Source organism: Aeromonas molluscorum 848 (assembly GCF_000388115.1).
In the GTDB taxonomy this organism is placed as follows: Bacteria; Pseudomonadota; Gammaproteobacteria; order Enterobacterales; family Aeromonadaceae; genus Aeromonas; species Aeromonas molluscorum.
In genome coordinates this window covers 1-24,710 of record NZ_AQGQ01000042.1, presented here as the reverse complement: position 1 = coordinate 24,710, position 24,710 = coordinate 1, and the positions used below count along the sequence as shown (strand labels likewise).

Annotated in this window: 19 protein-coding genes, 1 other RNA gene and 1 pseudogene; 10 read left to right on the top strand and 11 right to left on the bottom strand. The window is 57.0% G+C overall.

Going from position 1 to position 24,710, the window contains the following annotated elements:
• The 3 genes and pseudogenes from G113_RS08360 to G113_RS08350 form a co-directional block, all read left to right on the top strand.
• Positions 1-1,162 (top strand): annotated as a pseudogene (locus G113_RS08360) (methyl-accepting chemotaxis protein); the annotation flags it as partial.
• A 176-nt stretch (positions 1,163-1,338) separates the two neighbouring features.
• Positions 1,339-1,872 carry a DUF1523 family protein gene (locus G113_RS08355; RefSeq protein ID WP_005894322.1) on the top strand — a complete coding sequence of 178 codons (534 nt, stop codon included), beginning with the start codon at positions 1,339-1,341 and terminating at the stop codon, positions 1,870-1,872.
• Positions 1,869-2,180 carry a winged helix-turn-helix domain-containing protein gene (locus tag G113_RS08350; protein ID WP_005898798.1) on the top strand — a complete coding sequence of 104 codons (312 nt, stop codon included), beginning with the start codon at positions 1,869-1,871 and terminating at the stop codon, positions 2,178-2,180. The genes G113_RS08355 and G113_RS08350 overlap by 4 nt, the downstream gene beginning before the upstream one ends.
• Before the next feature lie 63 nt (positions 2,181-2,243).
• On the opposite strand, the gene G113_RS08345 is transcribed toward G113_RS08350, so the two are convergent.
• A complete protein-coding gene (locus G113_RS08345) occupies positions 2,244-2,714 on the bottom strand; it encodes a hypothetical protein (protein ID WP_005898796.1) in 471 nt (156 codons plus the stop codon).
• A 253-nt stretch (positions 2,715-2,967) separates the two neighbouring features.
• On the opposite strand from G113_RS08345, the gene G113_RS08340 reads away from it, so the two are divergent.
• Complete coding sequence (locus G113_RS08340; RefSeq protein ID WP_040319046.1) at positions 2,968-3,663, top strand: RluA family pseudouridine synthase; 696 nt, start codon at positions 2,968-2,970, stop codon at positions 3,661-3,663.
• Positions 3,664-3,777: 114 nt separating this feature from the next.
• Here the strand turns inward: G113_RS08340 and udp are convergent, their stop codons facing one another.
• Positions 3,778-4,533, bottom strand: a complete 756-nt coding sequence (gene udp, locus G113_RS08335; protein WP_005898793.1) for a uridine phosphorylase — start codon at positions 4,531-4,533, stop codon at positions 3,778-3,780.
• A 555-nt stretch (positions 4,534-5,088) separates the two neighbouring features.
• On the opposite strand from udp, the gene G113_RS08330 reads away from it, so the two are divergent.
• Positions 5,089-5,427, top strand: coding sequence for an outer membrane protein assembly factor BamE (locus tag G113_RS08330; RefSeq protein WP_040319044.1), 339 nt, complete (start codon positions 5,089-5,091; stop codon positions 5,425-5,427).
• A 135-nt stretch (positions 5,428-5,562) separates the two neighbouring features.
• Positions 5,563-6,198 carry an NAD(P)H-binding protein gene (locus G113_RS08325; RefSeq protein WP_040319045.1) on the top strand — a complete coding sequence of 212 codons (636 nt, stop codon included), beginning with the start codon at positions 5,563-5,565 and terminating at the stop codon, positions 6,196-6,198.
• A gap of 96 nt (positions 6,199-6,294) precedes the next feature.
• Here the strand turns inward: G113_RS08325 and G113_RS08320 are convergent, their stop codons facing one another.
• Genes G113_RS08320 through G113_RS08315 form a run of 3 tightly spaced genes read right to left on the bottom strand, consistent with a single transcriptional unit; the run spans position 6,295 to position 7,196 of the window.
• Positions 6,295-6,654, bottom strand: a complete 360-nt coding sequence (locus G113_RS08320; protein ID WP_005898787.1) for an RnfH family protein — start codon at positions 6,652-6,654, stop codon at positions 6,295-6,297.
• The gene (locus G113_RS21970) at positions 6,647-6,769 is read right to left on the bottom strand and encodes a hypothetical protein (RefSeq protein ID WP_269077629.1); all 123 of its coding nucleotides are present in this window, start codon (positions 6,767-6,769) and stop codon (positions 6,647-6,649) included. The genes G113_RS08320 and G113_RS21970 overlap by 8 nt, the downstream gene beginning before the upstream one ends.
• Entirely contained in the window at positions 6,762-7,196 is a 435-nt protein-coding gene (locus tag G113_RS08315) for an SRPBCC family protein (RefSeq protein WP_005898784.1), read from the bottom strand. The genes G113_RS21970 and G113_RS08315 overlap by 8 nt, the downstream gene beginning before the upstream one ends.
• Positions 7,197-7,353: 157 nt before the next feature.
• On the opposite strand from G113_RS08315, the gene smpB reads away from it, so the two are divergent.
• The 3 genes from smpB (at position 7,354) to G113_RS21335 (ending at position 9,201) form a co-directional block, all read left to right on the top strand.
• Positions 7,354-7,842: an SsrA-binding protein SmpB gene (gene smpB / locus G113_RS08310; protein ID WP_005898782.1), complete on the top strand. Its 489-nt coding sequence runs from the start codon at positions 7,354-7,356 to the stop codon at positions 7,840-7,842.
• Positions 7,843-8,064: 222 nt separating this feature from the next.
• Positions 8,065-8,424: a transfer-messenger RNA gene (ssrA, locus tag G113_RS20510) on the top strand.
• A gap of 495 nt (positions 8,425-8,919) precedes the next feature.
• Positions 8,920-9,201: a hypothetical protein gene (locus tag G113_RS21335; RefSeq protein ID WP_161618906.1), complete on the top strand. Its 282-nt coding sequence runs from the start codon at positions 8,920-8,922 to the stop codon at positions 9,199-9,201.
• Here the strand turns inward: G113_RS21335 and G113_RS21610 are convergent.
• Positions 9,179-17,611 (bottom strand): LPD38 domain-containing protein, encoded by an 8,433-nt coding sequence (locus G113_RS21610; RefSeq protein WP_005898778.1) that lies wholly within the window; start codon positions 17,609-17,611, stop codon positions 9,179-9,181. The genes G113_RS21335 and G113_RS21610 overlap by 23 nt on opposite strands.
• 187 nt (positions 17,612-17,798) lie before the next feature.
• Between G113_RS21610 and G113_RS20995 the strand changes: the two genes are divergently transcribed.
• Positions 17,799-18,584, top strand: coding sequence for a hypothetical protein (locus G113_RS20995; protein WP_152435992.1), 786 nt, complete (start codon positions 17,799-17,801; stop codon positions 18,582-18,584).
• Positions 18,585-18,592: 8 nt separating this feature from the next.
• On the opposite strand, the gene G113_RS08295 is transcribed toward G113_RS20995, so the two are convergent.
• From G113_RS08295 to G113_RS08270, 5 genes are all read right to left on the bottom strand, one after another.
• Positions 18,593-19,981, bottom strand: coding sequence for a hypothetical protein (locus G113_RS08295; RefSeq protein WP_040319042.1), 1,389 nt, complete (start codon positions 19,979-19,981; stop codon positions 18,593-18,595).
• Between the two features lie 10 nt (positions 19,982-19,991).
• A complete protein-coding gene (locus G113_RS08290) occupies positions 19,992-20,231 on the bottom strand; it encodes a hypothetical protein (protein ID WP_005898773.1) in 240 nt (79 codons plus the stop codon).
• The gene (locus G113_RS08285; RefSeq protein WP_005898771.1) at positions 20,231-20,611 is read right to left on the bottom strand and encodes a hypothetical protein; all 381 of its coding nucleotides are present in this window, start codon (positions 20,609-20,611) and stop codon (positions 20,231-20,233) included. Before G113_RS08285 ends, G113_RS08290 begins: the two co-directional genes overlap by 1 nt.
• A gap of 10 nt (positions 20,612-20,621) precedes the next feature.
• Positions 20,622-21,254, bottom strand: coding sequence for a hypothetical protein (locus tag G113_RS08280; RefSeq protein ID WP_005898769.1), 633 nt, complete (start codon positions 21,252-21,254; stop codon positions 20,622-20,624).
• A 362-nt stretch (positions 21,255-21,616) separates the two neighbouring features.
• Positions 21,617-24,710, bottom strand: a 3,094-nt coding sequence (locus tag G113_RS08270) for a phage tail tip fiber protein (protein ID WP_005898766.1), incomplete at its 5' end; no start/stop codon positions are given.

Here is a 24,710-nt window from a genome sequence, read left to right as displayed (position 1 = left end):
GGGGAGCAGCTGATCAAGCAGATAGACATACTGTCGATCCACATCAACCAGCTGACCCAGCAGGAGATCGCCCAGGAGCAGGCCCACTATCGCGCCACCCTGTTGCAGACCCTGCTGCTGATGGGAGCCACTCTGATCGCAGCGCTTTGCGGCGGTTGGTGGCTCTCCGGTCGCATCGTCCAGCCCATCGGCCAGTTGCAGGAAGTCATGCATGCCGTCGCCCAGGGCCGCTTCAACGTGCGCGCCAAAACCGAAGGCAACAACGAGCTGGGCCAGCTGGCCAAGGACATCAACCAGACCCTGAGTCAGCTGGGCAGCACTATCTATGCCCTGACCGGCATCAGCGGCAACGTCGCCTCCGCCGCCACCGAGCTGGCCGCCGTCATGACCCAGTCCGAAGCCAATGCCCAGCAGCAGCGCAGCGAAACCGAGCAGGTCGCCTCCGCCGTCACCGAACTGGCCAGTACCGCCGACAACGTCAATCACAACGCCGCCCTGGCCGATGAGTTGGCGCGAGACGCCCACCGCCGAGTTGAGCAGGGACTGGCCCTGTTTGCCGAGAGCATCCAGGCCAACGACCGCATGGCGGGCAGCCTGGAGAGCGCCGCCAGCGTGGTGGCGCGGCTCAAGTCCCAGTCCGAACAGATAGGCAAGGTGATCGAGGTCATTCAGAGCATCTCGGAGCAGACCAACCTGCTGGCGCTCAACGCCGCCATCGAGGCCGCCCGCGCCGGGGAAACCGGTCGCGGCTTTGCAGTGGTGGCCGACGAGGTGCGCCTGCTGGCGGCCCGCACCCCAGGACTCCACCAAGGAGATCCAGGTGATCATCGAGCAGTTGCAGAGCCAGTCCCAGTCAGCCAACAACGGCGTGCAGGAGACTCTCGAGATCCTTGAACACAATCAGCGCCTCTCCGCCGAGGTGCAGGATCTGCTGAGGGGGATCACCCAGGCGGTCACCCAGATCAACGGCGCCAATGCCCAGGTGGCCACCGCCGCAGAAGAGCAGTCCTGCGTCACCGCCGACATCAACCGCAACATCACCAACATCTACGAAATAGTGCACCAGAATGCCGCCGGCATTAGTCAGAGCGCAGCCGCCAGTCACGAGCTGTCACAGCTCGCCGAACAACAACGCAAACATCTGGCCCAGTTCCAGTTGTGATACCCGGTTGCCATGCCCAGGCCGAGGCCCCGTCTGCGGGCCTCTCGCCCGATGCATGACGTCATTCGCTATTGTTTAAAACGGCCTATTTACAAGTTGGTTTCATTGGGGGCTGTGCCTGACGGGTAAATATGGGTATGGTAGAGGCACGCCAACGCCCCGCTTATGAGAGCATTATGAATCTGAAGTTCAGGAAGCCCGCCTTTATAACCCTGGGGCTCATCGCCCTGCTGTCCGCCACCTGGCTCGATTACTACTTGCCCGAGCACACCATCGCCACCATCACAGGGGTCGAGGTGAAGCGTACCGACAAGGATGGTCCCATCAGCAAGAACAACCCGGCTGATGGCCCGACCACTGACGTTTATTACATCTATACCGAGCGCCCAGGCGAGAAGATCCGGGTGTTTCGCAATGAAGATACCGGCTGGGGCTTCCCCTTCTACTTCAAGTTTGACGCCGCCGATGTTCAGGCCAAGGCCAAATCCATGGAGTTCGAGAAGAAACTGGCCATCATCACCTCTTACGGCTGGCGGGTGAACATGTTCTCCATGTTCCCGAACGTCACCAAAATCAAGACCACCACCGACGCCAGCGCCTCCACCTGGAGCTTCTTCCGCTGGTTCTGGTTCGGGATCTGGGCGCTGGTGATGGGTAAATCTGCCCTCGGTCTGTGGCGTTACTTCGAGCGCGTCGAGGATGAGATATGAGCAAAGAGGGAGCGGCAGGGGTCAGCAAAACCCGCACCAGCTTCTATCGCCGTCTCTATCTTGCTCATCTGATAGCGACGGGCACAGACACTGTGGTGGCCATCATGGCCGCCACCGGCATGCCCAGACGCACGGCTCAGGACACCCTCTCAGCACTGGCTGAACTGGATCTGCTGTGCGAGTTCGAGCAAACCCCGGGGGCCCGCCATCAACAGGGCCATTACCGTATCAGTGACTGGGGCCCCATCAATCCAGCCTGGGTCGCCGCCCACATCGACCAGATCAGGCAGACGCTGGGCTATCCCTGAACTGCGGCTCCCGCATGCAGGTATGACCTTGGCCCCGCGTAGCAAGCACCACTCATCCCGACACTACTGGGCCAGAGGCTCATCCGGCGTCGTTTCCCCGCTCTCGTCCCGCGTGCAATCTAGAATGGACTGCTTGGGATTATTGGGATCGCGCAGCAAGAGAGGCGCCTCGCCTGCATTGTGTCTGGCCTCGTCAGAAAAATCGTTGCCGTAGCGGGTCACCATGAGATGGCGGGCATTGGCTATGGGGGCATCGATGAAGAGGGCATGCACCTCAAAGGTCGAGGTCGGGATCAGAAAACCGCTGATGGGCACCTCCCCCAGGGTCTCGCGGGTGCGATACCAGGCAAAGCCATTGGCTACCTTATAGGGCGTAAAATGAGCGAGTTCGGCATTACCCGGCTTGAGGGTGCTGGCATCGAGATAGAGGCTGTCGAGCTGGCATTCGGCCACCCCGGCCCACAGTCGCTCAAACGGGCTGCTGCATCCCGCAAGCAGCAGGCAGAGCAGTAAAATCATTGGCACCTTGTCCATCACTGCCCTCCTCAATCCAATGTCAGCCCCATAGGCTCAACCCGGGCTCACTCCTTTCATACCTTAGCAAGTCAGGGAAGCAGGATCCCGCGCTCCAGTCACAGAATCCATGGGGCCTCAACCTCTGTCCATCCTCTGGGTCAGAAGCCGACGCATCTCGCGTCATCATCTTCACCCCACCGCAAGCCGTGCCAAGCCGGAAACCTGGGTGTATCATGCCCGCCCGATCCCCTTCGAACCAAGCGCCCAGCCTATGCTAGACCCCGCCATCATAGACGACTTCATCGCCCCGCCCTGCCAGGGGGAGATACGCATCCTCTATCGGGACCACGCGCTGCTGCTTATCGACAAGCCTTCCGGCTTGCTCAGCCTCTCTGGCAAGAATCCGCAAAACCGCGACTCGGTTCACTATCGGCTAGTTCAGGATTTCCCCGGCTGCACCTTGGTTCATCGCCTCGATTTTGGCACATCGGGGCTCATGCTGGTTGCACTCAACAAGGTCGTCAATGCCGCCCTGTGCCGCCAATTCAGTGAGCGCACTGTCGACAAGGGCTACCTGGCGCTGCTCCACGGTCATCTGGTCGAGGATGAGGGGGTGATGGACTTTCCCATCGCCAAGGACCCGGCCCAGTTTCCACTGATGAAGATCTGTGCCCTGGCAGGGAAGCCAGCGCGCTCCCGTTATCGGGTGCTGGCACGAGAGTATTGGCCCCATGACGGACAGAGCCCGGCCCCCATCAGCCGGGTCTCGCTGCACCCCGAGTCGGGACGCACCCATCAGCTGCGTATTCACAGCCAGCAACTGGGTTATCCCATGCTGGGGTGCGATCTCTATGGCGGCGTCGCCCATGCCCTGGCCGGGCGCTTGATGCTTCACGCCCATAGCCTGAGCTTCAATCACCCTCTCAGCGGTGAACGAATCAATGCGATCTGCGACTGCCCTTTCTAAACCTGTTCTCGCCAAAGCCGCGATATTCCATCGAGGCTCTCGGCTATCAATTCCCATAAAAAGATAGGGGCCGTGCTTTCGCAACGGCCCCCACCCCCACTCGGTGTGCTGCTATCAGATCAGTTTACGGGCAGCGCCCAGCACAATCTTGATGGCATCAGATTCGGTTCTCGCCATGGTTTCGGCGTTCGGGATTTCCTGCTGGGTACGGTTGACGATGACACCGGCAACCATACCGGCACGCAAACCCTGGCTGGAGCACATGGTCAGCAGCGTTGCAGATTCCATCTCGTAGTTCAGCACGCCCATGGCTTGCCACTCTTTCATGGAACCTTGGAAACGGCTCACTACGCGGCCGGATACTGTGTCGTAACGCTCCTGACCCGGGTAGAAGGTATCGGAAGAGGCGGTCACCCCCACATGCAGCTTGGAGCCCATCTCTTTGGCAGTGTTGACCAGTGCGGTGGTGCAGTCGAAGTCGGCCACGGCCGGGAACTCCATCGGTGCAAAGTGCAGGCTGGCACCGTCAAGGCGCACGGAACCGGTAGTCACGATCACGTCGCCTACGTTCAGGTGCGGCTGGATGGCGCCTGTGGTGCCGATACGCAGGAAGGTAGTGATACCCAGCTGGGCCAGCTCTTCCACTGCGATGGAGGTGGACGGGCCACCGATACCGGTAGAGCAGATGATCACGGCCTTGCCGTCCATCTCGCCACGCCAGGTGGTGAATTCGCGGTGGCTGGCCAGGAACACAGGATTATCCAGCAGCTCGGCGATGCGCTTCACGCGCTCGGGATCGCCAGGAACAATCGCCAGGGTGGCACCTTGCAGATCGGCCTTCTTCAACCCTAAGTGGAAAACATCAGACATAGTGGACTCCTGGTTGCTCCCTACCAACATGGTCAGGGCGCACGTTAAGATGATTCTTTATGGAACTTTCAGCGTTATCACTCCCCTCGCTGGGGAGGCGCCAACTATGGTCGAAAGCGCTTTCCAATTCCTTGAAGCAACTCACACTTCCTTGCATTGACAGTGACACATTCAATGCAAAACGTTTGCTAACTTAATGAATTACTTGGAAAACGTTTTTCCACCAAGAGCCCGAAAGCTGACCTTGGCAATCCCTGTCATGCCCCAGTCTGTCGGTACATGCTTGAGTCCACAATGTTAACTTAAAGACTCTATTGCTGCCCACTTTCTACTCCGACGACAATGCTATGTCAGCTCCCCCGCCAATCCGCAACGGACGAGCCACAAGGAAAATCGCCGCCCTTTTTCGCACCGCCATGGCAATCGCTAGCAAACCGAAAGGAGCGCAGGCGGCCTTTTTATTGGCTGATGGATCAATGGCTTTTTACTTCCGCCAAGGGAGTGGGTATGATTTGCCGAGCTTAAAAAGACTTGAATGGATGATCTGAACTCGATATGCGGATGAAACACCTGATTGCCGCGGCACTGACCGCTCTCACACTCTCTGGTTGCAGCCTGGTTTATCGCATCGATATTCCTCAGGGCAACTATGTGGAACAAAAGCAGGTCGACAAACTGCGCCAAGGCATGAGCCGCGAGCAAGTCGAGTTCGTGCTGGGCTCCCCCATGATGCGCGACACCTTCGATCCCGACACCTGGTACTATCTGTATGAGTTCCAACCGGGCCGAGGCGACAAGGAGCGCAAGGAGCTGACCGTGAAATTTGTCGGCGATCGGCTGGCCACGGCAAGTGGTGACTTCCCACTACCTGCGGCCTTCACCACCCCGCTCTGATATCCCACGAAACCGGCCAAGGCCGGTTTCGTTTTAGGTGAATGAAAATCGCATGAACCCCATCCTGATGACAGGGGCAACGCAGCTGTGCTACGACCGGGAACGGCTCATCTCAAATACTCTGAGGAGATCATCCTGAGCCACATCCTGATAGCGGGTGCCAGCGGTTTAATCGGGCGGGAGCTGCTCCGCCAGCTCGACTCGACTCATTCACTGACTCTGCTGTGCCGCAGCGCGGGGGAAGCCGCCCCCGGCCGACACTGGTTGCCAGTAAACTTCGAGCGACTGGACGAGGTTGTGCTGCCCACCCCCATCGATGTTGCCTTCTGCTGCCTCGGCACCACCCGCAAGAGCGCAGGCTCCGATGAGGCGTTTCGCCGGGTCGACCATGACTATGTACTGGCCTTCGCCGCCCTCGCCCGGCGCCACGATTGTCAGCGACTGGTGGTCGTCTCGAGCCTAGGGGCCAATGCCGCCTCCCCCTTGCTCTATCCCCGCACCAAGGGGGAGATGGAGCAGCAGCTGCAAGCGCAATCCTGGCCGCGTCTCGCCATCGTCCGTCCCGCCATGCTGCTTGGCGATCGCCAGCCGCCGCGCACGTCAGAGCAGCTCATCCAGCTCATCTATCCGCTGTGCAAGCCGTTGCTGCGAGGACGATTCAGACGCTGGCGCGCCATCGAGGCAAGCCAGGTGGCGCACGCCATGATCGCCCTCGCCAGCCAGGATACGGGGGTCGACACGGTGGAAAACGAGCGGTTGCAGGTAATATGAATCCCACGCAGCAGTGCCGCCATTCCAGCCTGCTCGCGGTGTCAGGACGCTCAAAAAAGGCGCCGAAGCGCCTTTTTCATGCCAGCTGACCCGATATCAGCTTGATTCAGCATCGTCCTGCTTGCGGTGCACATCGGGACGGCCACCGGTCACCACATCGGCTCGCCCCTCCTCTTTGGCCTTTTCGGCCCGTTTCTTGCGCATCTCTTTGGGATCGGCGGTAAGCGGTCGGTAGATCTCGATGCGATCGCCATCCTGCAGCAGATCCGAGCCCTTGGCCAAGCGGCTGTAGATGCCCAGCTTGTTGACCGCCAGGTCTATCTCCGGGTGCTTGGCCAGGATGCCTGACTGTTCGATGGCGGTCTGCACGCAGGTTCCGGCCCCCACCCGCAGCGCCAGCACCGTCTGTCTATCCGGCAGGGCGTAGACCACTTCAATATTGAGCGACTCAGGCATCATGGATCTCCTTATCGCGGTGAGAGAGCGCCTGAAACGCGGCATACGAGGCCCGCCACAGCACCGGATGGCCCGGCAGGGAATAGCCCACCGGCATACTCAGCGACTCAGACACCGTAAACCACCTTGGCGCGCTGGGAGAACGCCAGCACCATCGAGCCCACCAGATCGCGGAAAATCTGCCCGAAAGCCAGCTCGATCAACTTGGAAGTAAATTCAAAGTCGAGATCGAATTCCACCTTGCAGGCATCCACGTCCAGGGGAGTGAAGGTCCACCAACCCGCCAGCTTGCGAAATGGGCCATCAACCAGCTCCATCTTGATCTGGCGATTGGTGTCGAGCTGATTACGGGTGGTGAAGGTCTTGGCGATGCCCGCCTTGGCCACATCCACGGAGGCGGTCATAAAATCCTCGCCGCTCTCATGAACACGGCTGCCGACACAACCCGGCAAAAATTCGGGGTACGCATCCACATCATTGACCAGACGGAACATCTGCTCGGCACTGAACATCACCAAAGCACTACGGGTAATACGGGGCATGGGGTTTCCTCATCCAATCCCCGGGATTTTATCACCATATCACCGAAAATCACCGCCGAAACTGCTCATAAAGTCGCCATTCGAGCGGCTGCGCGTTTTACAGCCGCCGCCACCCACGTATAATGCGGCTTCCAAGTCATCGCCGAAGGCGCCCGTCATGAGCAAAAACAACAGTAAAAACAAAGCCGGGTCCAGCACTATTGCCCTCAATAGAGCCGCGCGCCACGAATACTTCATCGAAGAAAGAGTCGAAGCGGGTCTGGCGCTGCAAGGCTGGGAAGTCAAATCCCTGCGGGCAGGCAAGGCCAACATCAGCGAGGCCTATGTCATCTTCTTGCAGGGGGAAGCCTTCCTGTTCGGCTCCAGCTTCCTGCCGCTCAATGCCGCCTCCAGTCATGTGGTGTGCGATCCGACTCGTACCCGCAAGCTGCTGCTCAGCCGCCGTGAGATCGACCGGCTCGAGAGCCTGACCGCTCGTCAGGGCTACACCATAGTGCCCTTGGCCCTTTACTGGAAAGAGTGCTGGGTTAAGGTCGAAATCGGTCTGGTGAAAGGCAAGAAAGAGCACGACAAACGCGAAGATACCAAGGCCCGCGAATGGGATCGCGAGAAGTCGCGCATCATGAAGAACAAACGCTTGGGCTGATCTCAAGGCGACAAGCCGAGTGTCCTGTTCACCATCACGCCGGGCCCATGGGTTCGGCGTGTTGCTTTGTGTGGCTCGCTTTTTGGACGGGGGTTCACCTTCTCCCAGCTCCTGGCGGGCAATAACGATCATTAAATCGACAAACACAGCCTCAATTTAATTCATTGTCCGCCAACGCCTTGCCATGGCTGGTTTTTTGCGTACAATCCCAATTAACAACTTGGGGCTGATTCTGGATTCGACAAGATTCACGAAACCCAAGGTGCATGCCGAGGTGCGGTAGGCCTCGTTAATAAACCGCAAAAAAATAGTCGCAAACGACGAAAACTACGCACTCGCAGCTTAATAACCTGCGCTGAGCCCTTCTACCCTAGCTTGCCTGTGTCCTAGGGAATCGGAAGGTCATCCTTCACAGGATCGTGTGGAAGTCCTGCTCGGGGCGGAAGCATTAAAACCAATCGAGCTAGTCAATACGTGGCGTGTCTCTCCGCAGCGTGTTGGCGAATGTAAAGAGTGACTAAGCATGTAGTACCGAGGATGTAGTAATTTTGGACGGGGGTTCAAATCCCCCCAGCTCCACCAATTTAACTAGGACAGCGGTAGGACAAAACGAGGTAAAACAGCCACTTAGCGAAAACATCGCGACAGTGACTGGCCTGAAACAGGAACCGAAATGATCCACCGGTGATCCAAGATTTAGAAAGCCTGCAGAAATGCAGGCTTTTTTCTTTTCTCCCCTTCAAGACATAGAAAAGCCCGCTCAGTGGCGGGCCAATCCGAATCCTTCAGCGTTTAAACGCAGCAACTCCATCGCGGAGTCTTTCAAGAATACGCTCGAATCTTTCCTCCTCCTGGGGCGTTAGATCCAATGTCTCGATAAATTCTTCTAGTTCACCTAGTGGCGATTCCATCTACTGTCTCCCGTTCTTTCTCAGCCTCTCGGCTGTGAAGCACTGTATAGACATACAGTAAGATTGGGGAATCTATCATTTTTGGACCACTTTGGGTATTAAAAAAGGGACCTCGGCCCCCTCTGATCAAAATGACATGTCATCGCACCGAACCCAGGATCACCAGATGCTAACGATGATGTTCAGGGCAAAACCTATCAGGCAGATGATGAATGCGAAAGCCATGAAGTTCTCCAGACTCTCTCTGTCAGATTTGCTGAAACACCAACACCCGATCGCTGCAGGGATCAATGCCAGTGTGAAGCTGAAACTGAACACCTTGAGCGCCAGCACCATGCACCCTATTGCAAGTAACAGCCACATTGCCAAGACCTCCCTGAAAAAGGCCTCATTTTACTCCCGCCATCGATCCCTCACCAGGGCCGCTATTCCCAGTTTGGCATGTTGATGTTGACCGCCTGATAAACCAGATCATTCCGACGGGCCAGTAGCTCATCAATGCGACGGCGCTTCTCTTCCGCTGCCATGGTTTTGTCGCGCTGGATCAGCTCAATCTTGTTGCGTACCACCCTGACCTGCTGCTGAGTACGGCTCAGGCTGCGCCGTGACTTCAAGATCCCGCCCTGCTCCTCCAGCAACTCGCTTGCTTTGTCAGTCAGCCCTTCGCTGCGGTACTGATCAACTGTGCGCTTTAGCTGGTTCACCTCGTTCAGCATCCGGTAAAACTCTTCCATGTGTTGGGTGGACTTGGCCGGTCCGGTGCCACGGTACACGGCTTTAACCAGAGGTATCTCATCGGCGCGCCAGCTGGCGGATTCTCCTGGTGTGCCGGCACGGATCATGCCGTCGGCAGCAGCCATTACATAGCTGCCCATGGTACCGGTATAGCCGATCACCAGGTGTTCCAGTTGCTTGGGAGACAACCCTGAAACTTCGCCCAGCTCTCGCATCAGCAGGCTGGTCTGCTCGTTGTAGCGCGCCTCGGCACGTACGGCCAGATCCTGCGGGCTGTCGATGGGGCCACCTCGGAAACTGTCATAGTTGAAAGCGGCTTCCACCATCGGCTTGACGATCTGCGGGGTCGGGTTAAGGGCGAAGGTATCGCCGATTGCCCGAGCCACAGCCTTGCCAAACTGGGCGCCGGTGTCTTTGTCGCCCAGGGCTCGCACCATGCGCTCAGGGATAGTGCCAAATATCACCCCGATCTCGAACGGCTTGGGGATCCGCCAGTGCTGATCGCCGACAAAGAAATGCCAGTTGGCATCCTTGTCCCAATCTGGCAACTCCTCATACCGCTCATCATCCCAGTTGGAAGCCAGCAGCCCGAGTGACATTGCGGTGATCATGCCGGCACGCTTCGCTATTTCGCGCGGATTGTCGCGTAGCTCGCGCGTCAGCTTACCCAAGCCCTGGATCCGGGCATTGAAGAATGGCAGCACCATAGCGGCCCCTTGGATGCCGCGGGCCGCCCCCAACATGGAGAAGTCCATCAGGTCCTTCGACTCAAAGGCTGCCTGGGCGTGGCTCTTGCCTGCCTTGATGGCTGCATCATACACAGCCTCACGGTTGCCGTTCTCAACCGCCTCACCAAGTCTGCTGTACTTCTCCCACACGTCAGCCACGACGCCCTTGGCATGTGCCGCATTGCGGATGATGGACTTTTCATAACGAGCGATCTGCTCCGGTGTCATCCCCTTGCGACGCAGCGACTTGCGCACGGTATCGGCCATCGCCCCCGGGTCATTGCCGTTGACGTAGCCACCCAGGAAACTGGCTCCACTGAACATGACATCAATGGTGCTACCATCCATCGCCAGAGTCTTCTTCACCCCACGGATAGAGCCGATCACCGGCTTGAAACCATCCTTGCTGATCGCCCAACTGGAGAGGGAGTCGCGCAAGAAGTTGCGAAGCATGAACTCGGGGGATGCAGTGACCCCGGCTGTCAGCAGGCGCTTCCCCTTGGCAGCCACGTTGACCATGGCGCCGAAAGGCTTGCGATCAAAGAAGGTCATGGCCCGATAAAGGTCAGGATCCTCAACCCGGATCATGTAGTCCTCCCCTTCCATCTTCACGGTGATCAGGTCCTTCCCGTTCTTGAGGGCACGCCAGTCCATCATGTTGGGCTTGGCGACAACCTCGATGATGCCGGTTTCTGCCAAATTCCAGACGGTCTTTTGGGCCGCCATGTTCTTCATGGAGGCGTCGATCAGCTTGCTGGTGCTGGTAAAGATGTTCTCGAGCAGGTCGTTGGTGTTGGCCTCGCCCCCCTTGAGCTTCTTGATTCCGGAGTTCTGGTTGGCAACGCCCCTCGGCTTGAATGGGGCGATCACATCGCCATCATCAGATTCACGGAAGAAAGGGATATACCACTCACTTTCGAACTCGGCCCGTGCCTCTTGGGTAAACAGGCCTGCCTCCTGCGCCAGATCCAAGGTGGCGGCGTTGAGGCGATTCCAGCGGGCTTTTGCCTCCATGAACTTGGCCTCTTTGCCTTTGCCCTGGGCCTTGAGCGCTGCAATATCATTGGCATCGAGCAAGTTCTCACGCCCCTGCGCCAGCAGGATCTCTGCCCGGTGGCCAGCCATCCAGCCTAGCCAGTTGTGAAGGTCGCTCCCCAGATCAGAGAAGATGCCGAGCAATGCATCTTTCTCGCCAGTGCCAGCCTTGCGCTGGATCACGCCGTCCTTCCACTCCGGCAGACCATAGAGCATGGTCGCCTGCATAGTGGAAGCCGCCCCGGTTGCCATGCGTGCAGCCACATAGCCGGAATCCGCCGCATCAGTTATGCCTGCAGCCTCCTCGGCATACTTGATGGGAGCCAACGCATCGAGCACCTCGGTGTTAGCCTTCTTGATGAAGCTGTCCACCCAGGACTTGACCACGCCGCGATCCACTTCCCGCAGCTTGTCCAAATTGGCCTTGGTTTTGTCGATGATGTCAGGCTTTGGCCCCAGGCTGAGCTTTTCCATGGCTTTGTCAGCGGCCGTGCTGGTCTGACTCATCATGATGCCGCCCTTCTTGGCTGGCTGCTCCTCCTGGCTGAACTTCTTGCCGCCATCAGGGCCACTATCATCAGGGCCGCCGTGCTTCATCTTCTTGCCCAGCCCCTCGATAAGGGTTCTCGTCTCAGCAGCAGTGATCCCCTCTGGCACAAAACCAACAGCACGCAGTGCCCGAGTTACCCAAGCAGCCACGCTATCCCAACCACGACGCCAGGCGCTCTGCTCCAGCTCTGCAAGATGGGCAACAACCTCCTCAGCCTTGGTACCAATGTCCTCATCGGCATAATGAGTGTCTACCCAGTCCCATACCTCCTTCATGCTTGGATCTTTCTTGGACTGGATCAGGCGGCTCATCAACTTGGTGTATTCCCCATCGCCAAGCACATTGGCCAAGCCATAGTGGGCCAGCACTTCATGGCGCAGGATCTCGCGCATCCGCTTGGGGTCAGAAATCGTATCGGCGGCCACATGCAGTGAGCCAGTGTCGTCATCAAAGGCGGCTCGTCGGATTAGGCCATCCTTGGCAGCCAGTCCCAACGCATGCTCCAGTTCGGCCTGTGTGGCGTGGATCTGCACATCAATGCCATTCGCCCCCTGGTAATGCTTGAACCATGTTTTGGTAACCAGCTCAGCTTCTTTTTTGGTCAGGTGTTTGGCTGGCTTGTCTCCTTGGGCCATGGCTTGCTTGGAATACAGGATCCGGCGATCCCCCTCCTCACGCTCTTCAATGGTGTCAAAGAACTGATCAAAGCCAGTCCGGATGGCAGGGATCTCCCCGGCTGTCGGGTAGGGATAACTCCCATCAAGCTGCATACCCAACGCCGCTTCTGCATCCCAGGACGCTTCGCTGACGATATTGGCCAGGTAATCGTTACTGGCATTCTGGTCTTGCAACTTGGCAATCAGATACGACTCGAACGCCCGGGCGCTCAGCTCACGGGCGGTGGTCCAGTATGCCTTACTGCGCTTGTCATCCAGCTTGCGCGACCGCTCCTTTAGGGCAGTCTGCTTGATTGCCCGGTTGACGGCACCGAAGGCCTCGATCATCTCTTTACGAACAGCGCCACGATGGGTGAATCCGCTATTCCGAGCAGCCAAAGACACGTCCAGAGCCTCGGTCATCATGTCACCTGGCTGGCCCCGGGTTCTGGCAAAGTAGCCATCAAGCGCATGCCACCACTCATGCCCTAACGATCCCGCCCCATTCATCTTGGTGAGGTTAATCACCACCTTGCCATGCTCGTAATGTGCAGCGGCAGGATTAACCCCACCAGATCCCCTGGCGCCGAACGCCAGCCCCAGCTCGCCATTGAGCGACAGAGCCTTGGGCGAGATCCCCAGCACCGCCGCCATATCCATCAGCGCATCATAGGCATGGTTCAGATCTCGTTGACGACGACCTTGCTCAACCCAGTTACCAAACTCCACGCCTCGAAAACCAAAGGCCTGCCCAAACAGCTCAGGCGTGACATCAGCCCCACCTCGCATATCCTCACCCACTCGAGGCTGGTTGATATCACGGCGTTCATGCGGGATCTCTTTGGCCTTTTCCAGCTTGCTGACCAGCTCGTCATAGTGCTCATCCCGGTACTTTCTGGCATCGCTGGCACTCTCAAATGCCTCTGTCAGGTCCAGGTGGTTACGGCCGACTTTTTTACCGACAAACCAGCCTTGGCCCTGACGGCGACTGTAGATAGCGAACGCGATTGCTTTGGGTTTACTCCCCTCTTGCGTCAACTGGTCGTAACGACGCTTGAATTCAGCAATCACCTCAGCCTTGCTAGACCCGGATGCGATAATGCGTGGCCAACCGCCGAAGGCGCCCGACTTACTCTCTCTGCTAATTGTCCAGATCCCCTTAGGGGGATCGTATTTCACTCCCTCGTAGAGGCTGTAACTACCCAGGTTGAGCTCGAGATCGGCGAGGCTTCGTTGGTGACCGACAGCCAGATAAAGCTCTGCTCTGCTATGAATGGCATGGGCATTGCGCAGGCTGGCGCTCGACACCACCCGCTTCGCCGTGTCGGCATCAATGGTGCCATCCATTAGGCCAAGAGATAGGTCGCGCAACGACTTCACAGCCTGCGCCCAGCTTCCCACCTTATAGCTGACGCGAGGCTTTGCTGGTATGGCGTCGCGAGCAGCTCTAGCAATAGCAACGGCATTGCGATCCACCCCAGACTCAATCAACTTATCGTAGGCTGGCGCTGGCCAAGCCTTGGATAAAGGCAATGCCTTTATCTGCTCAGTTGTCTCTCCTTCAACAGTGTCGCGGTACGCCGTCCAGGTATCCTTGCGCGCTCCTCCAATCTTCTCGCCAAAATCTGCGATCTTGCTCGGTGGCTCGGTTTTACCAGCGGCAACGGGCTTGGTTGTATTTCCCTCCCTCACCCAGCGTTTGAACTCCTCCACTGGCATAGTCTTGATCGCGCCTAGCCCCTTCCATCCCTTTTCATAGTTGGCCAGGTATCCGGCCCGGGCCGCCTGCTCGTCGGCAAACCCCATCATCACCTTGTGCTCGTCAAATTTGCCTGTCTTAGGGTCCACCTGATCCACCACAAAGACCGTCTCGCTATCCGGCTGGTCACCGATGAACACATCTACGTGATCACCGTCGGCGCCAAGGGTGCGCTTGATATAGCCGTAGTCGTGGGCCATGGTCGATTGCCACTGCTTGCCATCCTTGTCGGTGCCGGAGCGAATAGATCCCTTAATGTTCTCGAGAGCAATATCCAGACCTTGCAACTTGAGGTGGCCCTTCTTGTAGTTCCCCGCCTCTTTCTGTGCCTCCGTCGGCTCTAGCGCCACCTCAACCCGGGCGGCTTCGATCCTTTGTGCCGGTTCGCTGGCAACAGGTGCGGCTAACTCACGCACCTTGGCCACAGACGGCTTGGCCACCAACATGCCATCTCGCCGGGGGATCGCCTTAACCCCGTTATCCTTGGCCCACTGCTTGATAGCCGCCACCTCCCCCTTCAAAGTCAGGGTCCCGTCAGGGTTATCGACCATCTCTGTCCAGGGCGTCGAAATCGTAGGCCCAGAAACAGCAACCCCGGCATCAGTGGCCGGGGCTGTCAGTGTTGGATCATTCTGCTGCGGTCCATCTGGTGCAGGTAAAGCAGAAGCGAGATCTGTCGGATCTCCGGCTCCAGCTCGCTCGGCGAGTCCGGCAGGGGCTGGTTCAGCGCCTGCTGCAGCTGGTTCGCCTGCGCCAGGCTGATCACCTTGTCGTTCACTGCCGATTGCAGGTACTGGGGTAACGGGCTCATTGCTCACCTCTGCTTGTGGTTGGTTGCTGGGGATCACCTCGCGGTAGCCGGTATCGATAGCGGACGCAAGTACCTTGGGCTTAACGGCCTCAGCTTGGACCGGCGCTGTAATCGCCTCTCTGCTGATGCTTTTAGTCGGAAGATCAGATGGTTGACTTAAATCGGCGACATTGGTGTCGTCGGGTTGCACATCAGTAATAGCCTTGGCCTGCTCCACCTCAGCAATCTCTGCCACCCCAAAACCGCCGCCATTAAGGGGGACTGGGGTCTCCTTGCCCTTGCGGCTGGCCATTACCGCCTCTTTCTCGCTGGCGAATGGCTTGCCTTTACGGGTAATACGAAGGGTCTGGAGCGGGCCGAAGATGGAGTCAGTCTCGCCACCGGCCTGCTCGATGGCACGCGCCACCTGGCTACGCGGATCACGAGTGGATTGCTCGCCCATGGCGGTATCCACCTGATCACGGGAAAGACGCGGCTTAGCGTACTCAGCGTTATCAGCGGGGCCGGCGCCTGGGCCATCTGCAAATATGGTGTCTGATTGTGGGATACCTATCGCTGCAGCATGTTGCACGTCCTCCTTGACTGGTTCATCTGGATTTCTACGTTGATCTTTCCCATAAACCACATCACGGAATGGCAACTCACTGCCGACCTCGCGGGCCTCCCCCTCGATCGTAGCGCCAGGCAGATGACCAGAAACCGAAGGCTCGATCGACTCAACCGGCAACATATCTCCCTCTTGCCCATTTTGCCAACGGGTACGCTGAGCTCCACGGTACTGCGGGCCAGTCCCTGCTTGCTTGTCGTCGAAGTGTCCTTCCGGCACAACATCGCGTGCGGCATTTGCATCACCGGCAAAGATCACATCCTTAAGCGGTAGCGCAGGGCGCTGATTCTCGGTGGCCACCTGCAGTGCACTCTTGTTGCCAGCAAACGGATCTATCCCCAGCTCGCCCCCTTGAGCTTGCTCATAGAAGCTCTTGCCCTGAGGCCCAGCTTGAATTTGAGCGGTCACTAACTCTTGTACTGATGGGCCAAACTCTCCGGCCAAGGCCCGCTGTATCTCACTGTCCTCGGCAATCCCCTTGAACCGCTCGGCAGTATCGTCCTGTCGTAGGTATGCAGGCACGTCCCTCATTTCGTCGAACTGGCTTGGGCTGGGGCCGAGTGGGTTTTGCTCACTGTTTGCCTGCTGAGGATCAGCCAGACCATGCACGGCAGTGGCCAGATCAGGCTGCACAGTCTGCGCTTGCTCAGTAGCCAGTTGCGGATCCGCTCCAGGTGTGGGGTCCGCCAAGGGGGTTACCTCCTCCATCACCGGCGTAGCGGGCTCGATGAGTGGGTCAGCCGAGACCTCTTCTTCTTGGTTGGCATGCTTGCCGCCCCGCAAACCTCCGACAGAGCCCATGGCCCCGCCCGTCCCCATACCGATAAGGCCACCTTCCAGCGCGCTCGATACCACGCCTTTCATCGGGTCGATGTCGGCAGCAGCAACCTCGTTCAACGCCTCATTCACTGCATATTGCTGCACACCCTCTTCGAGAGTTTCACCAACACCTTCACCCACCGCCCCCTTGGCGGCGCCCTTCAACATGCCGCCAGCTGCAGCCTTGCCTGCCAACATCTTGAACAGCATGGCGTCACCCATCATGGACCCCATGGCTGCCGCCCCCCAGGTCTTGGCATCGCTCATGGTCGCGCGACTGGCCACATTGGCAGTTTCTTCCCTGGCCAGTGCCAATTTCTCATCGTCATTGAGGTGAAGGGTTTGCTGATCTTGGTCAATGCGGGTGAATGCCTGGCGGAACGTGTCACTCGCTGCCAGCTCGTCATAACTCATGCCAAGCACTGACTCTTTGGCATTCACCCCGGCACTGCCTACAGAACCGGTCGCACCGGTTGTGACGGCAGCTCCGGTGGCAAGCTTGGAGACGGTCTTGGCGGCCACTGCCTCTGCCACCTGCTGCGTTGCGCCACGCTTGATCATGGATGCTGTCACAGCCCGGCCCAGGGTTGCCTTGGCAGCGACCCCTGTCACGCCACCGGCAAGCAGGGTTGGCACCAAGGAACCGACCCCTTGTGCCATCTTCATGGCCCAGACATCGATATCACCCGCCCCGTCCCCCATGGTCAAACGACCTTCCGGTGTTTCATCAACAAGCCGGCGGTTCATGGCCTCTTTCGCATCAGAGCTCATGCCTTCGGTCAGGGACTCGGCGCCAGACTTAGCCAGATCACCGGCCCCGGCAACCAAGTCCAGCACCGGGCTGAGCTTGCTGGCCATGTTTGCTCGTGCTTGCTCCAGGTAGTCGCCCCCCTGCTTGCCGGCATTCTCTTTGCCGAAGGCACTGGCTTGACCGGCCAGCTCACCGATCCCCCCTACCAGATCCAGCGCGCCAGCACCGACGCCGCGAGCAAGATCGCCGAGCCCCACATCAAGATTGCGAGCCGGGGCAGCGGTGGAGAGGGACGGGGCGGAAGATACGGCAGACAGACTGCTATCAAGGTCGCCCCAAAATTGGTCGTTACGGGTGTCGGATTGTTGCGGCTGTGGCAGGGCGTCACGCAGTCCAGGCTTATCCATGGTGTCCTCGGCTTTCGGGCAAAAGAAAAGCCCCGAACGGCGAACCGTTCAGGGCTTGAATTGGGGAGTGCTGGCCAATAAACACACTGGCCGACTATGGGGAGATGCTAACGTTAAGTGTTTTTTGTTGCAAGCATATTCATATTATTAGAATATGCCCACCTCAGATAAAAACATTGTGCATAATATGAGCAGCATTCAAACCATCACTAAACTTTATTCCAGCAAGATAGTGAAATTTATTTTCATTATGATTTTTTTGATATATTTCATAGCTATGTTCATATGCCCCTTCATCGACACTGAATTTGATTTTCTCTTAGTACAGAAAATCTGGAGTAACTGGCAAAGCTTTAACGCTGGAATGCTCGCATTATTAGCAAGTATTATTGCATTAGCAACAACCATGTATCAGAGTGAAAAGCAACGTCAGAGAGACTTAATTGCAGCAAAAGTTTTTTTATCAGAATCATTAAATGAATTACATGATTATTATATCTCATGTGCTGCATTACTGCACTTTCTAGCAAAAAAAGATAAATTTATAGAACCATTCCCTCAGCCAGACTTAACAAAACTACCTTTAATGCCAACAAAGTATAGGGATGGCTTTTCAACATGCATTAAATTATCGCCTCCTGAAACAGTAGATGCTCTCTCACATATAGTATTATGGCTACCTATTCACGAGCATAGGCTGAAAAATTCTTTAGCAAATTACCAGCCTAGCAATCTTAATAAAATTCAACATTTAGATGTAATGAATGGAATACTCCACTTAGGTGTACTTATGTCAATAACGCTGAAACTATATTCATTCTGCAGGACAAAAGATGAACATGTTAATGTTCAAGTTGGGTTAGATGAAATGTATCAGGCATTAAATACTTTAAATATTGAAACTGATAACGTAAATGGACTAAAAGAATACATAGAACGAAAGCTTCCTGTATTTGATTATGACTTAAGCTGATGTTACATCTACTTTTTAGTAATTGCTAAATATGCATTAGTCTTTGTATCACGCAGTCGGGTGGCGGTCACCGTTGCTTGTTCTGCTTTCTTCTGTGATACCGCCTGCTGGCGCCACATCTCAAAAGCGGTATTCATTCTGGTGGGATTCTCGAGCAGACCATTGAGCTTGCCATGTTGGTTTGCCTCTTTGATGAACTGCAGTCGGTCAGGATCACCACCAGTCCACTCTTTGATGGGAGCTCCGGCCGCCGGCTCTTCACGCTTACTGGTCATGCCATGCGTGTCAGCTGCGGCGGCTTTGCTCGACTCAAGCTGGGCGTCCAGCGCCTCCAGCTGGACATCTTTGTCTTCCGCATTACTGGCCGAGATCCGCGCCCGGTTCTGGCCATGCAGCTTCTCAAGGTCGGTCACCGCCCTCTTGTATCCTGCCAGGTCTGGGCCTGCAGTCAGTCCAAGTGAGGTGCGCAACTGATCAGCATTACCAACCATGTGTTTTGCCAGGGCTGCACGCTGGTAAGCTGGCTTTAAAAAGTCATTGATGGGTATCACCTTGGGGTGATCATCAGGTGATGAGGTGCGATTTCCAGTAACGGGTCGAACATCGGTGCTGCCGTCGTCATAAGTAACCGTGACCCCCAGTACAACACCACGCCCATCAGGGCTCACCATGATGTTGCTCAGCTCTTTGCCAGTGATGGTCTTACCGCTCTCCGGGTCGATATCTCCCACCCCTTTGGATACTTCGTCCCGATAGATAGTGCCCGCAGCCTTGATAAACGTCGGGTCATTAATGAGCGCATGCCCTTCTGGGGTTGAGGGATCCAGCTTGCCATCCTGAGCCTGACGCACCAAGTTGCCGGCATAGGTCACAAAGGTCTTGCCGGCCTCTGCATATTCCGGCTCGAGGTACCGCTCCGGATTGAATGAGCCCGCCCGCTTGTCTCGCACGATAGACCAGAACTGCTGCCCAGGGTCCTTTCCTTCTGAAACCGCCTGCCAACCAGATTGGATGATCGGCATGTTTTCCTGTTGGAATAGCTGCTTGTCTCGCTGTTCAGTCTGCCATTGATATTCCTGCTGTTGGCGAGCCTCGCCAGCAGAAGCCCGACGTTCAGCCGCATTTGCCCGAGCTTCGGCCGACTTTGCTTGCCGCTCATTAAGCGCGAACTCTTTCTCGTAGCGGGCATCCCCAAGACCATCCCGCTCTTTGGCGTAATCAACGCTCTCTTGATACCGTTGATCCGCAACCTTCTGGCGGTCCTGCTCGTTCTGCCACTGGGCATCGCGCAGGCTCATTGATTTATCCATGCGCTCGTCGTCTTTCTGGCCACGCTGATACCGGTCCATCGTATTGAAGCCAGCCAGAAAGCCTTCTGCTAATCCTGAAACACCCATCTACTCCCCCTTAAAACAGACTGTCTGCCAAAAAACCTACGCCCGCACCAATAGCAGTACCGATGCCAGGCATCACCATCGTGCCAACTGCTGCGCCAGTCCCGACGGCGCTCATGGTTTGGGCCTTACGAGCAGATTTGAGGCCCTTGTTGGCCGCCTCAAGTTCTGACTCTCTATTGGCTGCATCTCGTAGGCCAGCCATGCCCTGCTGGCGCGTCTGGGCACCAATATCCAGAATCCCGTATCCCATCAGGCCTTACCCCCTGTTTTGATTGCTTCACGCAGCCCAGCATCAGCACCGGTCAGAATACCCATCTGGCGGGACTGCTCTTGCTCACGCAACCCGTTCTCGGTCCCGGCCGTCATTAGGGCCATACGCAAACCCTGGCTGTTATCGTTGGCGCTCTGGCTTGTTGCCACCCCCATTCGAGCCATTCGGTTATCGGTAGCTTGCTTGGCTGCAGCGAGGGAGTGCTGGTTGTTCTGGTCCACCCGACCAAGCTGATCCCTTAGCAACTGGCCATTTGTTGCCAGCTCCATGAGTTCTTGCTGCTTCGGGTAGAACCGGTTTTTCCAGTCCTGATAGCTCTCCCTGGTGATCGTGGCGAATTTGTCTGCGGCATATCCCATGACTTACCCCTTAATAACCTTTGTTTTGCAGCACAGATGCCGTGGGGCTGATCTTCTTGCTATCAGCAGCAACGGGGGCCTTCATCTGCCCAAGGCCGTATGCAGTAGCACCGCCGGCCAAGGTGCCAACCAAGCCCGCTGTTGCCTGCTTATCTTGAAAAGATGTCTGGGCATCACTGGTGGCCTTGCGAAGGCTGGTGCTTGCCACATCCCCCATGCCCGCGAGGGATTCCGCCTTCTGACCAGCACCGATACTCACCACGTCCCTGAGCCCAGCCACAAACTTGTCCTGCTGGCTGGACTGGGCCCGGTTGGTAGTATCGGTCTGGCTCAAAGCTTGGTCTGTTTCCAGTGCGCCCATTGCCTCCTGGTACTTCCCGCTGGTTGGATCAACTCCGCCTGCAGCAAGGCTGTCTGACAAACCAACGCGAGCCTCACCAAAGGCCTGCGCAGTACCCAGCGCCGCAGTCCCGGCCAGTTTGGCGTATTGCTTCTCATCGTTGAGGTCATCCACTTTGTCCATGAAGATGTCTTCATACTGCTGCAGGTCATTCTTGTAGATGTCCCACTGCTCCATAGCGACATCTGCCGCAGCCTTCTGGGCCTCGGTTTCCTTGATCTCGTTTGAACCGCCCTTACCCATCACCCCACCTCACAGGTTGATCTGAAATACATACAGGCCATCAGCATCGTCTGGCTGACGTACCCACCCCATTCTTGGCGCTACCCTGAGCCACCCTTTGCGCGCGGAGTGGAATCGTAGCCAGCGAGCTCCGATTAGGCGGGCCAACCGCTTCACTTCTGGCAGGTGCCGCTCCGGCGCTCCGCCATCACCCCATCCGACCCACACAAGAACCCCGGTAATGCCCTGCTCCACTACTGGTTTCAGAACAAAACCATCTGCGCCGCGTACAAACAAAAACGCCACCCTGTTACGGATGGCGTCTTGCAGTTCAGTGGAGATATTTGGATTGTTGGTATCGGATGCTATGCGGGCTAATCCCCTCATGAAAGAGAACCCCCTTGCTTGAACATCACAACTCGCCCGTGTTGGGATGGGTCACTACGGACCCACCCATCACCGCGGATCCTCTGAATCCTGATTGTTATTGATGGCTCACGATTGGCGGGAATAGTGATGTCACCAATGATTGTGCCAACTTCACTTACGTTTGTGACCGGCCCTGAAGACGGATTAGACGTCGCATAAGCCGACGCAGTTGCGGTCAGCGTTTTCACCACGACCCCATCCATTAACACTGTCACCTGCATTGTCGTCGTATTAGAGTTCGATATAGGGGCTGAGCCGCCCCCCGAAGCAGTGACAGAGCATCCTACAAGTCCCGCTAATGCAGGAATAGTGAGCGTCCTGGCAAACCCAACAGGCTGGTTGACCTTTATAGTACACACAATAATTGGACCAACCTGTTTACTGTGCGTAATGCAGGCATAGTCTCTGGCAACGTATACATCACCAACTATCCGGTCTGCGTAGACAGTCCCCTTCACAACGCAATCCTGCTCAATTGTGCAGTTGCGCACTGTCATATTTTTGATATTTCCACCATCGGCATTCAATCGATTGGTATGGATACTGCCGTCAGCGTAAATAATGGTGTGCCACGTCCAAGACCAACCTCCATATGGTCCCCCTTTTCCAAAGCCAGCAGCCCCTCCTGACATGTAGCTGTTGCCCATGTCGATAACCGCACCACTGATGAAGGGTGCTGACAGGCTCACGCCGGCCTTCACATAATCGGCGGTGATCTTCTCTGATTTCAGGATCTGAATAGTGGCCTTGCGGATAATGGCCTCGGCGATGACCACCTGCCCGCTGTCTATCGCAAAAAGCGGGGCCGTTTTGTTCGGACTGTTTGGGTTGAACACAAACACCTGGCTGGCAGACAACGCGATTTGGCTGGTGCCGTCAGACTTGGCAATAATCCCGATCCCTGCAGTGATCTGCCCGGCACTCGCCTTCGCGGTCCACATCGCCTGGGCACCATTCATCAAGTCAGATATGGCTTGGCTGTGGGTCTGCACAGTTGCAGCCGTGCTGGCTACTCGTGGATCATCCGTAGCCACCCAGGCTGTGCCACTGTACCGATACGGACGGTTATTGTTGCTGCTATCAAACCACAGGTCACCGGTTCCCATTCCGGCGCTTGGGGCCGTCGATTGCCGCCATGTTTTATTCTTCCCGTTCGCCACCGCTGAGACGGTATTGATTTGATCGCCGATGGCAGAATCGGCATCAGCACGGGCCTTCGATTCGGTCGTGATCTGCCCCTGGAGCTGGCTATCAGCGCTCTTATAGTCTGCAGTCACCTGCTGGACCTGGCTGGCCAGAACGGAATCTGCGTCAGCCCTGGCCTTGGTTTCGCTATTGATGGCAGCGGTATTTTGGGTAACCCCCTGCTTCGCATCGTCTGCACTGGCCTGGGCCCCGGCGGCGGCGTTGCCTGCTGATTCAGCGGTAGCCTTCACCTGGCTCAGTTGCTCAGCAATCGACTTGCTTGCCGCGGTGCTGACCCTGGAGACTTCATCTATGCTGGCGCTCAGGTCTTGATCTACCCCTTTGAGCTCCGCATCCATCGTGGATAACCGTTCAGCAAGAGCGCTATCCGCATCGCTTCTCGCTCTGACCTCATCCGCCACAGCTGCATTTGTAGCCTTGTCAGCCGCCTTGAACTCCGCATCAACAACACTTATCCGCTGAGACAGGGCCTCATCGGCCGTGGACCGAACCAGCTGCTCATTGGTGATCTGCGCCTTGAGGTCTGCATTGGCAGCGCCGAACTCGGCTGTCAGCTGCTCGACCGTTCGAGCTTGTGCTTCCTGCAGGTTGGCCAGCGTGCTCTGTTGCTGGAGGATGACACCTCGAGCCTTCCGGTTTTCCCTGTCGCGCTCATCGCCAGCAAGCGCGCCTTCCACCTGACTGATAGCCCCGACATCAAACTCGGATTCCATCTTGTCCTGGCGCTGGCTGAGCGACTCTTCATTGCTGATCACTACACGCTGCAGCTCTGTAATGCTGGCGGTGTTCTCTCCGACCTTCACATCAATGGTGCTGATCCGCTCACCGAGCGCTTTGTCGGCATCCGCCAGGGCCTTGCTCGACTCGGAAAGTGATGCAGTCAGCGCCGTATCAGCAGCCTTGAACTCGGCATCGACAGTGCGAATCTGCTGGGCCAGCGCCTCATCTTGGGTAGTCCTTGCCAGCTCCTCGGCCGCGATCCTTGCATTGGACTCCTCAAGTTCGCCGCTGAACTGGGCCACCACCTCGGTTACCCTTTTCGATATCGCCTCATCAGCGGTGACCCGGGCCGACTCCTCTTGGGTGATGTTTGCGGCAAGCTCTGCAGTAGTAGTCGATAACTTGGCGACCAGCTGATCCTGCCGTAGAGACAACGCCTCATCAGCTGACGCGCTCGATTGCTCCAACGCCTTGATACTGGCGTTAGTCTTGGCATCGCCATCTTTATAGTCGGCAGTCATGTTGTCGATGCGCTGAGAAAGCGCGGAGTCTGCATCCGAAGTCACTTTCTCAACGGATGAGATCCTGGCTTGGGTGGTGGCATCCTTCGCTTCAAACTTCACACTCATGTCAGTGATGCGCTGGGCCTGAGCCTGCTGCTCAGTCAGGATCACCTTCTGCTCGGTGCGGATGGAGCCAAATGCTTTTCTACTCTCCCGATCCCGCTCATCACCAGACAGGGCGCCCTCTATGGTGGCTGATGCATTGTCATCATCCTGCCCCCGCTGCAGGTCAAGCTCTGCGGTAATGGAATCAAAGCGACCGGCTGTGATGCCGCCGTCATCCTCAATGATCTCCTCGAGCGCCTGGATCTTGGCCTCTGAATCATCCGCTCTCACCTCGAGCCCACTGACTCGCTGAGCGGTAACCCGATCACTCTCCGCTGTCACCCGAGCGAGATCGGTAATGCTCGCCTGCAGCGTTTCATCCCCCTGCTTGACCTGAGCGGTCAATCCATCAAGACGCTGCGCCTGTGAACTCAGCTCATCGGTATGAACTGTCAGCTTGCTTTGGGCGTTTGCCAGCCGTTCACCCTGGGCATCAACCTCTTGCTGTGTGGCC